At 69.1% G+C, this 11,229-nt stretch carries 9 protein-coding genes; 4 read left to right on the top strand and 5 right to left on the bottom strand.

Going from position 1 to position 11,229, the window contains the following annotated elements:
* Positions 1–997, bottom strand: a 997-nt coding sequence (locus ACFWX1_RS19100) for a TerC family protein (protein WP_378388987.1), incomplete at its 3' end; no start/stop codon positions are given.
* A gap of 291 nt (positions 998–1,288) precedes the next feature.
* Here ACFWX1_RS19100 and ACFWX1_RS19095 point away from each other — a divergent pair.
* The 3 genes from ACFWX1_RS19095 (at position 1,289) to ACFWX1_RS19085 (ending at position 5,813) form a co-directional block, all read left to right on the top strand.
* Positions 1,289–4,180, top strand: coding sequence for an alpha/beta fold hydrolase (locus ACFWX1_RS19095; RefSeq protein ID WP_378388985.1), 2,892 nt, complete (start codon positions 1,289–1,291; stop codon positions 4,178–4,180).
* A gap of 20 nt (positions 4,181–4,200) precedes the next feature.
* Positions 4,201–5,124 (top strand): ABC transporter permease, encoded by a 924-nt coding sequence (locus ACFWX1_RS19090; RefSeq protein WP_378389116.1) that lies wholly within the window; start codon positions 4,201–4,203, stop codon positions 5,122–5,124.
* Between the two features lie 269 nt (positions 5,125–5,393).
* The gene (locus tag ACFWX1_RS19085; RefSeq protein ID WP_378388983.1) at positions 5,394–5,813 is read left to right on the top strand and encodes a hypothetical protein; all 420 of its coding nucleotides are present in this window, start codon (positions 5,394–5,396) and stop codon (positions 5,811–5,813) included.
* Positions 5,814–5,822: 9 nt separating this feature from the next.
* On the opposite strand, the gene ACFWX1_RS19080 is transcribed toward ACFWX1_RS19085, so the two are convergent.
* Complete coding sequence (locus ACFWX1_RS19080; protein WP_378388982.1) at positions 5,823–6,344, bottom strand: SRPBCC family protein; 522 nt, start codon at positions 6,342–6,344, stop codon at positions 5,823–5,825.
* A 235-nt stretch (positions 6,345–6,579) separates the two neighbouring features.
* Between ACFWX1_RS19080 and ACFWX1_RS19075 the strand changes: the two genes are divergently transcribed.
* Entirely contained in the window at positions 6,580–7,998 is a 1,419-nt protein-coding gene (locus ACFWX1_RS19075; protein WP_378388980.1) for a S28 family serine protease, read from the top strand.
* Between the two features lie 16 nt (positions 7,999–8,014).
* On the opposite strand, the gene ACFWX1_RS19070 is transcribed toward ACFWX1_RS19075, so the two are convergent.
* From ACFWX1_RS19070 to uvrB, 3 genes are read right to left on the bottom strand one after another with little or no spacing between them, the layout of a single operon-like run.
* Positions 8,015–8,416 carry a type II toxin-antitoxin system VapC family toxin gene (locus tag ACFWX1_RS19070; protein ID WP_378388978.1) on the bottom strand — a complete coding sequence of 134 codons (402 nt, stop codon included), beginning with the start codon at positions 8,414–8,416 and terminating at the stop codon, positions 8,015–8,017.
* The gene (locus tag ACFWX1_RS19065; RefSeq protein ID WP_378388976.1) at positions 8,413–8,685 is read right to left on the bottom strand and encodes a type II toxin-antitoxin system VapB family antitoxin; all 273 of its coding nucleotides are present in this window, start codon (positions 8,683–8,685) and stop codon (positions 8,413–8,415) included. Before ACFWX1_RS19065 ends, ACFWX1_RS19070 begins: the two co-directional genes overlap by 4 nt.
* 36 nt (positions 8,686–8,721) lie before the next feature.
* Positions 8,722–10,878: an excinuclease ABC subunit UvrB gene (gene uvrB, locus ACFWX1_RS19060; RefSeq protein WP_378388974.1), complete on the bottom strand. Its 2,157-nt coding sequence runs from the start codon at positions 10,876–10,878 to the stop codon at positions 8,722–8,724.
* Between the last annotated feature and the right edge of the window lie 351 nt (positions 10,879–11,229).

The raw sequence follows: 11,229 nt of genomic DNA, 5'->3' as shown, positions 1-11,229 counted from the left end.
GGTCTCTTTCTCTTTTCTCTCCATAACTAGCTCTGTGTGTGTGGCTTCGGTCTCGCGCGCGCGCGGGGCACACCCCGGGGGTGGCGCCGGTGGTCCCCCCCCCCACGACCACGATGACGCCGAGCGAGACCCAGTTGTTGATGTCGGCCCAGTCCGGGACGACGTGGTACTCGTGCAGCGCGTGCAGGACCAGCTTGAGGCCGATGAAGCCGAGGATCACCGCAAGGCCGTAGGAAAGGTAGACCAGCTTCGTCACCAGCCCGCCGAGCAGGAAGTACAGCTGCCGCAACCCCATCAAGGCGAACGCGTTGGCGGTGAAGACGAGGAACGCCTCCTGGGTGATGCCGAAGATCGCGGGGATCGAGTCGACCGCGAAGAGCAGGTCCGCGCTGCCGATCGCGACGATGACGACGAACATCGGGGTGATCATCCGCTTGCCGCCGACCTTCACGAAGGACTTGTGCCCGTGGTAGTCGTCGGTGACCGGGTAGACCTTCCGCACCCAGCGGGTGACGGCGTTCTCGTGGTACTCCTCTTCCTCCCCCTTGCCGCGCAGCATGCTGACCGCCGTCCAGACGAGCACGGCGCCGAAGAGGAAGAAGACCCACACGAACTGGGCGATCAGCGCGGCGCCGACGGCGATGAACACGCTGCGCATGGCCAGCGCGAGCAGGATGCCGACGAGCAGCACCCGGTGCTGGTGGATGGCGGGCACCTTGAACGACGTCATGATGATCATGAAGATGAACAGGTTGTCCACGCTGAGCGAGTACTCGGTGATGTACCCGGTGAAGAACTCGACGCCGGGGTCGTGCCCGGCGAAGAAGAAGACGCCGATGCCGAAGAGCACCGCGCACGAGATGTAGAAGATGACCCACCGCGCGGCTTCACCGGTGGTGACCTCATGCGGCTTGCGATCGACGATGACCAGGTCGAGCGCGATGAGCGCCAGCAGGCCACCGACCGTGGCGATCCACAGCCACAAGGGGACGAACATCGACGAAACCTCCGGATAGTGCGCAGCAGCAACTAACCGGAGGTCTCTTCCGCCGGTGCGAACACCGGCCGACGGTGCCGGGGGCGCCTGGCCACCGTGCTGACGACACCGCCGCGGAGGAATACTCCCCTCACAGCGTGTCTAGTTTGACCGTTACTGACGGCGAACGCCAGTCAAGGTTGCCCGTGTCACCGTCTTGGTGGTGTTAACAGCGTCACGTGCGAACCCTGGGTGTCTGATCCGTGTGAGGCCGGGCCCACGTTCTCAGGAAACTTCACATACGGTCACTTCGTGCCCCGACTCCCGATCCCGCGTACCCGCGGTGCCCGGCTCATCGCGCTCGCCGCGGTCGTGGTGGTGCTCGCCGCCGCGGCCGTCGTCTGGTCGACCCGCTCCCCCGCGCCGCCGCCCGTGCGCACCCAGGACGCGGTCCTCGACCTCCCCGCCGCGCCCGGCTCGGCCGACAAGGTCGCCATCGACACGACCACCTACTACCCCGAGCGGACGCCCGCGCCCGCCGTCCTGCTCGCGCACGGCTTCGGCGGCACCAAGAACAGTGTTGCCGACCAGGCCCGCGAGCTGGCCGGGCAGGGCTTCGTCGTCATGACCTGGTCGGCCCGCGGATTCGGCCACAGCACCGGGAAAATCGGCCTCAACGACCCGGATGGTGAGGTCGCCGACGCGCGCGGGCTCATCGATCATCTCGTCGCGGCCCACGAGGTCGTCACCGACGCGAACGGCGATCCGAAGGTCGCGGTGACCGGCGGGTCCTACGGCGGGGCGCTGGCCTTGCTGCTCGCCGGCACCGACAAACGCGTCGACGCCGTCGCCCCGGTGATCACCTACAACGATCTCGCGCAGGGCCTGCTCCCGAACGCGGCCGCCGCGAAGGTGCCGGCCGCGGGCACCCCGGCGGTGGGCGCGTTCGCCGCGGACGGGGTGTTCAAGAAGTCGTGGGCGGGCAACCTCTTCTCCGCCGGATCCGGCCAGGTGACCTCGGGGGCCGGCCCCGCCGCCGAGGCGCCCGAACCCGGCCAGCAGACCCGGGACACCGGTCAGCAGGCAGGCGGCACCGGCGGGACCGGCGGCGGTTCGGCGCCGGCACAGCCGGGCGCGGGACAGCCCGGCCCGGGTGCCGCGCCGCCCGCGCCCGCCGAACTCTGCGGCCGGTTCACCGCGCCGGTGTGCGAGGCCTACACCGAACTGGCCACCACCGGGAAGGCGAGCCCGAAGACGGTCGAGCTGTTGCGGCGCGTCTCGCCCGCGTCGGTGACGAACCGGATCACCGTGCCGACCCTGCTCGTGCAGGGCGAGAACGACACGCTGTTCGGCCTCGACCAGTCCGACGCGACCGCCCGGCAGATCACCGCGGCGGGCGGCAAGGTCACCACGATCTGGTACACCGGCGGGCACGACGGCGGCTCGCCGGGCCCGCAGCTGCGCGGCAAGATCGCCGGTTTCCTCAAGCACGCGCTCACCGGCGAGGGTGCGGCTCCGGCCAGCGAGTTCAGTTACGACGTCCAGGGCACGTTGCGGGCCAACGGAACGCCGTCGGTACGCACCGTGCAGGCACCGGCCTACCCCGGCCTGACGACCCCGCCCGCCGAACGACGGCTGTTCGCGCTACGGGGCCAGGCCCAGCCGGTGGCCCGGCCCGCGGGGGCGGTTCCCTCGGCGGTGAGCGGGATTCCCGGGCTCAACGGCCTGGCGAGCAGCAGTTCGCGGCTGAGCGCGTTGTTCGGTATCGACCCGCCCGGCCAGTCCGCCCAGTTCGGCACCCCGCCGATGGAAAGCCAGGTGATCGTGGCCGGGTCCTCGACGGTGCGGCTGCGGATCTCGGCCGACCCGGCGCGCCCGGTGCCGGAAGCGGTGCTGTTCGCCAAGCTCTACGACGTCGGCCAGGACGGCACGCGGGCGCTCCCGGCGAACGCGGTCGCGCCGTTCCGGGTCACTGGACTGCCCGCGGACGGCAGCCCGGTGGACGTCACCGTGACGCTGCCGGGCATCGTGCGGCCCGTCGAAGCCGGTCATTCGCTGCGCCTCGTGGTCGGCACGACCGATCAGGCGTACTCGGTGCCTGCCACGCCGGCGGCGTTCCGGATCGCGCTGGCCGACAACACCGCGCTCGGCGTCCCGGTCGTGCAGGGCACGGCCGTCGGCGCGGGGGTGCCCGCGTGGCAGCTGACCGGCATCGGCGGCACCCTCGCGATCGGGATCGTGGTCGTGGTGTTCGCCGCGATCCGGCGCCGCCGGGCCCACGACGTCGACCCGGAACTGGAACGGACGCCGCTGGTCATCGAGGGACTGCGCAAGCGGTACTCCGGTGGGTTCGTCGCCGTCGACGGGCTGTCCTTCCGGGTCGAGCCGGGCCAGGTGCTCGGCCTGCTCGGGCCGAACGGCGCCGGGAAGACGACGACGCTGCGCATGCTGATGGGCCTGATCACCCCGACCGAGGGCAGCATCAGGGTCTTCGGCCACCGCATCACGCCCGGCGCCCCGGTGCTCTCCCGTATCGGGTCCTTTGTGGAGGGTTCGGGATTCCTGCCGCACCTGTCCGGCAAGGCGAACCTCGAACTGTACTGGGCGAGCACCGGACGCCCCGCCGAAAAAGCGCATTTCGCCGAGGCGCTGGAGATCGCGGGGCTCGGTGACGCGGTGCACCGCCGGGTGAAGACCTACAGCCAGGGCATGCGGCAGCGGCTCGCGATCGCGCAGGCGATGCTCGGCCTGCCGGAGCTGATGGTGCTCGACGAACCGACCAACGGGCTCGACCCGCCGCAGATCCACCAGATGCGCGAGGTTCTGCGCCGGTACGCGGCGACCGGGCGCACCGTGGTGGTGTCGAGCCACCTGCTGGCCGAGGTCGAGCAGACCTGCACGCACGTGGTGGTCATGCACCGCGGCAAGCTGGTCGCCTCGGGCGAGGTCGGCGAACTGGCGGCCTCCAGCGGTGAGGCGACGTTCCGGGTGGACAGCCCGCGGGCGGCTGCCGACGCGCTGCGGGCCGTCGGCGGGGTCACCGGCGTCGCGGTCGAGGGCGACCTCGTGCACGCGAACCTCGACGGTGTCCCGCGCGCCGAAGCGGTGGCGCTGCTCGTCCGCGCGGGTGTCGCGGTGGAGCAGGCGGGACCGCGGCGACGGCTGGAAGACGCTTTCCTGCAGCTGGTCACGGAGGAATCGTGAGTAACCAAGGGACCGACGGGATGCACGGTGGGGTGCACACCGATCCGGCCGCGCTGACCGAACTGACCGACGTCGCCTCGCACGAGCCGGCGGAGGTCGGGCCGGACGGCGCCGTCGCCGGGTACCGGGCCGACCGCACGCTGCGGCTGGGCGTGGAGCTGAAGCGGCAGCTGCGGCGCCGCCGCACCCAGCTGCTGCTCGGGTTCGTCGCGGTGCTGCCGTTCATCCTGGTGCTGGCGTTCGAGCTGGGCCAGTCCAGCCCGAACCGGCGCAGCGGCGGGTTCGTGGACCTGGCGACCGCGAGCGCGCCGAACTTCGTGGTGCTCGCGCTGTTCGTGTCCGGTACGTTCCTGCTGCCGATGATCGTAGCGTTGTTCTTCGGCGACACCATCGCCAGCGAATCGTCGTGGTCGAGCCTGAAGTACCTGCTGGCGATCCCGGTGCCCCGCCACCGGGTGCTGCGGCAGAAGGCGATCGTGTCGGGGATCCTGTCGGTCGCCGCGCTGGTGCTGCTGCCGCTGGTTTCCCTTGTGGTGGGGCTGATCTGGTACGGCGCCGGCGACGCGATCAGCCCGACCGGCGACGCGGTGCCGTTCGGCAAGAGCCTCGTCGCCATCGGACTGTCCACTGTGTACATCATCGTGCAGCTGGCGTGGGTGGCCGGGCTCGCGCTGCTGCTGTCCGTGTCCACCGACGCGCCGCTCGGCGCGGTCGGCGGCGCTGTGCTGGTGGCCATCCTGTCCCAGATACTGGACCAGATCACCGCGCTGGCCGGGCTGCGGAACTACCTGCCGACGCACTACTCCTTCTCCTGGATCGATCTGATTTCCACCGATATCGACTGGACGAACATCGCCTCCGGGCTGTTCTCGGCGGCCGTGTACGGCACCGTGTTCCTGCTGCTGGCCGGTCGCCGCTTCGCCACAAAGGACATCACGAGCTGACATTCGGTGAGCCGGGAACCGCTTGCCGGAAACGCCGGTGTCCCCCGGGGAGACGAACCAGACTCCTTGGGGGACACCGGTTTTCACCGCTCGTGGCGATATTCACCCAACCGAGCGGGCGCGCCGCGGAATCCATTCGCTGATTACTATTCTTTTCGCCGTGACCCTCTTCGGGTGAAAACCGCTCCGGCCATGGCTCATCCGGCGAAAACTCTCTATCTTCGTGAAGGACGACGCGGCGAGGGCACCGAGAACGCAAGGATGTCGCCATGACCCAGTCTGTGGAAGTTCCACTCCAGGAATTCGTCCTCGATTGGACGCTGCCCGCACCCGACGGCAGCCGGATCAGCTTCGTCGCCTCCGGCGAGGTGAGCCTGCTGAACGGCGACCGCGCCTACAAGATCGACGGTGTGCTCTACATCGCCGAGGGCGCCGAACATCTCCGTCAACTCGGGAGCCCCAAGCTGTTCGTCCGCCGCAACGGCGTCGAGGCCAGCGGACGGTACTGGGGCTGGGAAACCATCACCCGCCAATCCGGCACCCGGCTGACCGAGATGGACGCGTACTTCATCCGCACCGGCTACTGGGCTCCCGCGGATCGCTCGATCCTGCTGAGCCTCGGCGCGGAAACGGGCTGGACCAAGAAGAAGACCTACAGTCCCACGGTCCGCGTCCGCCTGGTCGACTGACCGCCGGGGTCAGCCCGCCCCACCGGCGGCTTCCTTGCGAGGGCCCGCCTCGGCGAGTGCCTTGATGCCCTCGACGGTGGCTCGCATGTTCGTGCGGAACTCCTCGATCCGCATGTCCACGAGCTGTTCCTCACGTTCGGGCATCTTCGCGATGATGTCGGTGAGGTTGGAGGGGCCGGGGCCCATCTGCCCGCGCTGCCGCAGGAGGGTCCCGTCCCCGTCCGGGATCAGCTCGAACCGCCAGGACCCGGCCGGATTGTCCACGTCCTCGACCGCCCACGCGAACAGCCTGCCGGGTTCGAAGCCCACCACCGTCGAGGTGGTCTCCCATTCCCCCGCGTACGGGTGGGAGTTGCGGCCGCGGAACCGGGCACCGAGCCCCGGTTCGGCGTCGTCGAGCCAGTAGCCGCCCTTGAACTCGGCCGAGAACCGGGACGGCAGGTCGACGTCGATCAGCCACGACCACACCTGTCCCGGCGACGCGGCGATCCGGATTTCGACCTCTGCCGACGGACAGTCCGAGTACTTCATGATTCTCCCCAGTGCTTCCGGCGATTCGGCGTTCTCGCAACGTAGCCACGGCCGTGCGGAGGAAACAACTCGCACCGTGCCGGTGACCGGGCAACACCGGAGATGCCACCCCGGCGGAACCGGGCCAGCCGAAAGTCGGTGACCGGCCGGTTCTTCCACCGGTCAGCGCTTGTCGCCCCCGTGCGGTTTCTGTGAGGATCCCACGGCTGGGGAAATCCGGAACTCGGAGGCGCGGATGCGCAGGCTGCTCGCCGCCTGGTCGGCGGTTCTGGTCACCATCCTGACCGTGGCGGGTCTTGCCCCGCCCGCGCAGGCCGCCACGCCCGGTGGCGGTGACATCGGCGAGGCGCTGCGGCACATTCCCGGTCTCACCGTCGTCGGCGAGGCTCCCGCTCCGGCCGGTTACCGTTTCTTCCGGCTGACGTTCACCCAGCCCGCCGACCACCGCGATCCGCGGGCGGGGACGTTCGAACAGCGGTTCACCTTGCTGCACCGGGATTTCGCCGCGCCGACCGTCGCCTACACCAGCGGGTACAACGTGTCGGCCGCGCCGAACCGGTCCGAACCGACCCAGCTCGTCAACGGCAACCAGCTGTCGATGGAGTACCGGTATTTCACCCCGTCGCGGCCGCAGCCGGAGAAGTGGGCCGAGCAGCTGACGATCTGGCAGGCCGCGGTCGACGAACATCGCGCGGTGCAGGCGTTCAAGGCCATCTACCCCGGGAAGTGGCTGGCCACCGGTGGCAGCAAGGGCGGCATGACGGCGACCTACTTCCGCCGGTTCTTCCCTGGCGACGTCGACGGCACGATCCCCTACGTCGCGCCCAACGACGTCATCAACGAGATCGACAGCTACAACCGGTTCCTTTCCCGGGTGGGCAACGATCCGGGCTGCCGCTCGGCGCTCAAGGCAATCCAGCGAGACGCGCTGAAACGGCGCGAAGAGTTCGGCGCGCTCGCAGCGGCCGATGCGGCGAAGAAGGGGTACACCTTCTCGATCGTGGGTTCGCCGGACAAGTCGCTGGAGGTCGCGGTCATCGATTCGTACTTCGCCTTCTGGCAGTACCAGAAGCAGGCGGACTGCGCGACGGTGCCGAAGGCGGGCGCCCCCGCGGCCGAGGTCTACGCCTGGTTCGAGAAGGTGGAAAGCTTCAACACCTACGCGGATCAGGAGCTGGCGCCCTACATCCCGTACTACTACCAGGCGGCGGTCCAGCTGGGCTCGCCCGAGGCGTACGACGGATACCTGCGGGATCTGCTGCGGTATCCGGGCGCCGACGTGCCGGAGACGTTCGTGCCGAAGTCGGTCGAGCGTCCTCCGTTCGACCATTTCGCCATGCCGGACATCGACTTCTGGGTGCGTTCGCAGGGCCACCGGCTGCTGTTCGTCTACGGCTCGAACGACCCGTGGGGCGCCGAACCCTTCCGGCTCGGGCCCGGTTCGCGCGACTCGTACCGGTACTTCGTGCCGGGCGGCAACCACGGCGCGAGGATCGCGCAGCTGCCGGCGGACGAGGCCGCGGCGGCGACCGCGACGATCCGCCGCTGGGCCGGGCTACCGCCCGCCTCGTCTGCGGCGACCGCGCGCTCCGCACCAGTGGGCTTCCCGGACTTCGACGCCGACCCGATCATGACCACGCGACCACGGCTGTGACGTCGCCTCGGCCGGGCTACTGCTCGCCGAGCTTCACCAGCTCCAGATCGGTCTGCGGAAAGTCGTCCCCGATACACAGCAACGGCTCCCCCGCGACGAACGCCGCGGCATACGTCAGGCAGTCACCGAAGTTCAACGCGGCGGGGTGCCGTCCCTTGCCGTACCGGAGGTACGCGACCTGCGCGGCCCTCCAGTGCGCGTCTCCGAAGGACAACACATCGAAGTTCCGCTGCTGCAGGAAATCCGCGAGCAGCGCCTTGCCCCGGTTGCCTTCCTTATGCACGAGCACGATCGTCGTCTCGACCAGTGTCGGCGAACCGATCCGGCACACCGGGGCGGCACCGATGGCCGCGCCGATCCGCTCGGCCCGGGGTTCGCCGAGAATCGCGGCGATGATCGCGGAGCTGTCCAGGATCACACGCCACCCGGCCCGTACCCGAGGATCTCCTCGCGCTCCGCCTTCGTCACCGGCACGCCCCGGTTCTCCGGACTGACCTGCGGCCAGATCTCCTCCCGGAGGAAACGCACGAACTCCACGCCGTTCCGCGCGCCGTCCCGTTCTGCGACCAGCCGATCACGCAGCAGCCGTAAACCGTCGCGCACCGCGGCCGTCTTGCTACCGCCGGTCATCGCTGCCACCTCCTCGGCAAGTCGCTCCGCGTCCGGATCCTTGATGTTCATCGGCATGGTGTAATGGTACCCGTCTATGGTGTAAATGCACCATCATTTGATGCCGGCCGCGTCCATGCCGCGCAGCTCCTTCTTCAGGTCGGAGACCTCGTCACGCAGCCGGGCGGCCAGCTCGAACTGCAGATCGCGGGCGGCCTGCATCATCTGGTCGGTCATCTGCTGGATGAGGTCGGCGAGCTGGGCCCGCGGCATGGCCGAGACGTCCTTGTCGACGAGCATCCCGGAACTGCGGACCTTGTCCCCCTGCTCGGGCTTCTTGCCCCGCGAGACGTTGCGGCCCGAACCGCCGACGGCCACCGACTCGGTGTCCTCGGCCTCGCTGTAGACCCGGTCGAGGATGTCGGCGATCTTCTTCCGCAGCGGCTGCGGATCGACGCCGCGTTCCTCGTTGTACGCGATCTGCTTCGCGCGGCGGCGGTCGGTTTCCTCGATCGCGTGCTGCATCGAATCGGTGATCTTGTCCGCGTACATGTGCACTTCGCCGGACACGTTCCGCGCCGCGCGGCCGATGGTCTGGATCAGCGAGGTCCCGCTGCGCAGGAAGCCCTCCTTGTCCGCGTCGAGGATCGCGACCAGCGAAACCTCGGGCAGGTCGAGGCCCTCCCGGAGCAGGTTGATGCCGACCAGCACGTCGAAGTCGCCCGCGCGCAGCTGCCGCAGCAGCTCGACGCGGCGCAGCGTGTCCACCTCGGAGTGCAGGTACCGCACCCGGATGCCCAGTTCGAGCAGGTAGTCGGTGAGGTCCTCGGCCATCTTCTTGGTCAGCGTCGTGACCAGGACGCGCTCGTCCTTCTCCGCGCGCTCGCGGATCTCGTGCACCAGATCGTCGATCTGGCCCTCGGTGGGTTTGACGACGACCTTCGGGTCGACCAGGCCCGTCGGCCGGATGACCTGCTCGACGAACTCGCCGCCGGCCTGGCCCATCTCGTACGGCCCCGGTGTCGCCGACAGGTAGACGGTCTGGCCGATCCGGTCGGTGAACTCCTCCCAGGTCAGCGGGCGGTTGTCGACCGCGCTCGGCAGCCGGAAGCCGTATTCCACCAGATTCCGCTTGCGGGACATGTCGCCCTCGAACATGCCGCCGATCTGCGGCACCGTCTGGTGCGACTCGTCGATGACCAAGAGGAAGTCGTCCGGGAAGTAGTCGATCAACGTCGCGGGCGCGGACCCGGCGTCGCGGCCGTCGATGTGCCGCGAGTAGTTCTCGATCCCGGAACAGAAGCCGACCTGGCGCATCATCTCGATGTCGTAGGCCGTGCGCATCCGCAGCCGCTGTGCCTCCAGCAGCTTGCCCTGCTTCTCCAGCTCGGCCAGCCGCTCCTCCAGCTCGGCCTCGATCCCGCGGATCGCCTTCTCCATCCGCTCCGGGCCCGCGACGTAGTGCGTGGCCGGGAAGATGCGCACCTCGTCGACCTCTTTGACGATGTCCCCGGTCAGCGGGTGCAGGTAGTAGAGCTTCTCGATCTCGTCGCCGAAGAACTCGACCCGGATGGCCAGCTCCTCGTACGCCGGGATGATCTCGACCGTGTCGCCGCGGGCACGGAACGTACCGCGGGCGAACGCGATGTCGTTGCGCGTGTACTGCACGTCGACCAGTGCGCGCAGGAAAACGTCCCGGTCGAGCTGTTCGCCTACCTTCAGCTTCGTCGACCTGTCCAAATAGGACTGCGGCGTGCCGAGACCGTAGATGCAGGACACACTGGCCACCACGATCACGTCCCGCCGGGACAGCAGGTTCATCGTCGCCGAATGCCGCAGCCGCTCGACGTCGTCGTTGATCGACGAGTCCTTCTCGATGTAGGTGTCCGTCTGCGCGATGTACGCCTCGGGCTGGTAGTAGTCGTAGTAGCTGACGAAGTACTCGACCGCGTTGTGCGGGAACAGTTCGCGCAGCTCGTTGGCCAGCTGGGCGGCGAGGGTCTTGTTCGGCGCCATCACCAGCGTGGGCCGCTGGACGCGCTCGATCAGCCACGCCGTGGTCGCCGACTTGCCGGTACCGGTGGCACCCAGCAGCACGACGTCCTTCTCGCCCGCCTTGACCCGGCGTTCGAGCTCGTCGATGGCCGCCGGCTGGTCACCGGCGGGCTGGTACTCGCTGACCACCTCGAACCGGCCGCCGGTGCGCGGGATGTCGGTCACCGGGCGGAAGTCGGACTGGGCGAGCACGGGATGTTCGGTTGCGAAAGCCACGAGAACCAGGGTAGGCGCCACCACCGACAGTTTCCCAACCGAGCGGCGCCGACCTGCGTGAAGCCGCCCGCTACCCCGATGCGCGCCCCAAGTCCGTGGGGGCCTCCTTGAGGGACTCTGGGTCCCTCAAGGAGGCCCCCACGGACCGCCCAGGGTATGCGTGGCCAACGGGGTGAATGGTGCTCGCGGGGCTCGTTGTGACTGTGGGGGCTTCGCGTGGCAGCACCGCCTGGGGGGGGGGGGGGGGGCCCCCCCCCCCGCGGGCTACCAAAACCCCCATCATCTCTGCCCCGATAAACACCGCGCCCGAAGCCCCCCCTCCCCCCCCTCGCCCCCGCCCGCGGGGCAGCG

The organism is Amycolatopsis sp. NPDC059021, assembly GCF_042739895.1.
Lineage (GTDB): Bacteria > Actinomycetota > Actinomycetes > Mycobacteriales > Pseudonocardiaceae > Amycolatopsis.
This window is presented reverse-complemented; position numbering and strand designations above follow the sequence as displayed.

Excerpts from the sequence above, each read along its gene's own strand:
- ACFWX1_RS19080 (WP_378388982.1), bottom strand. The coding sequence starts at position 6,344 with ATGAAGTACTCGGACTGTCCGTCGGCAGAGGTCGAAATCCGGATCGCC.
- ACFWX1_RS19085 (WP_378388983.1), top strand. The coding sequence starts at position 5,394 with ATGACCCAGTCTGTGGAAGTTCCACTCCAGGAATTCGTCCTCGATTGG.
- ACFWX1_RS19090 (WP_378389116.1), top strand. The coding sequence starts at position 4,201 with ATGCACGGTGGGGTGCACACCGATCCGGCCGCGCTGACCGAACTGACC.
- ACFWX1_RS19065 (WP_378388976.1), bottom strand. The coding sequence starts at position 8,685 with ATGCCGATGAACATCAAGGATCCGGACGCGGAGCGACTTGCCGAGGAG.
- ACFWX1_RS19075 (WP_378388980.1), top strand. The coding sequence starts at position 6,580 with ATGCGCAGGCTGCTCGCCGCCTGGTCGGCGGTTCTGGTCACCATCCTG.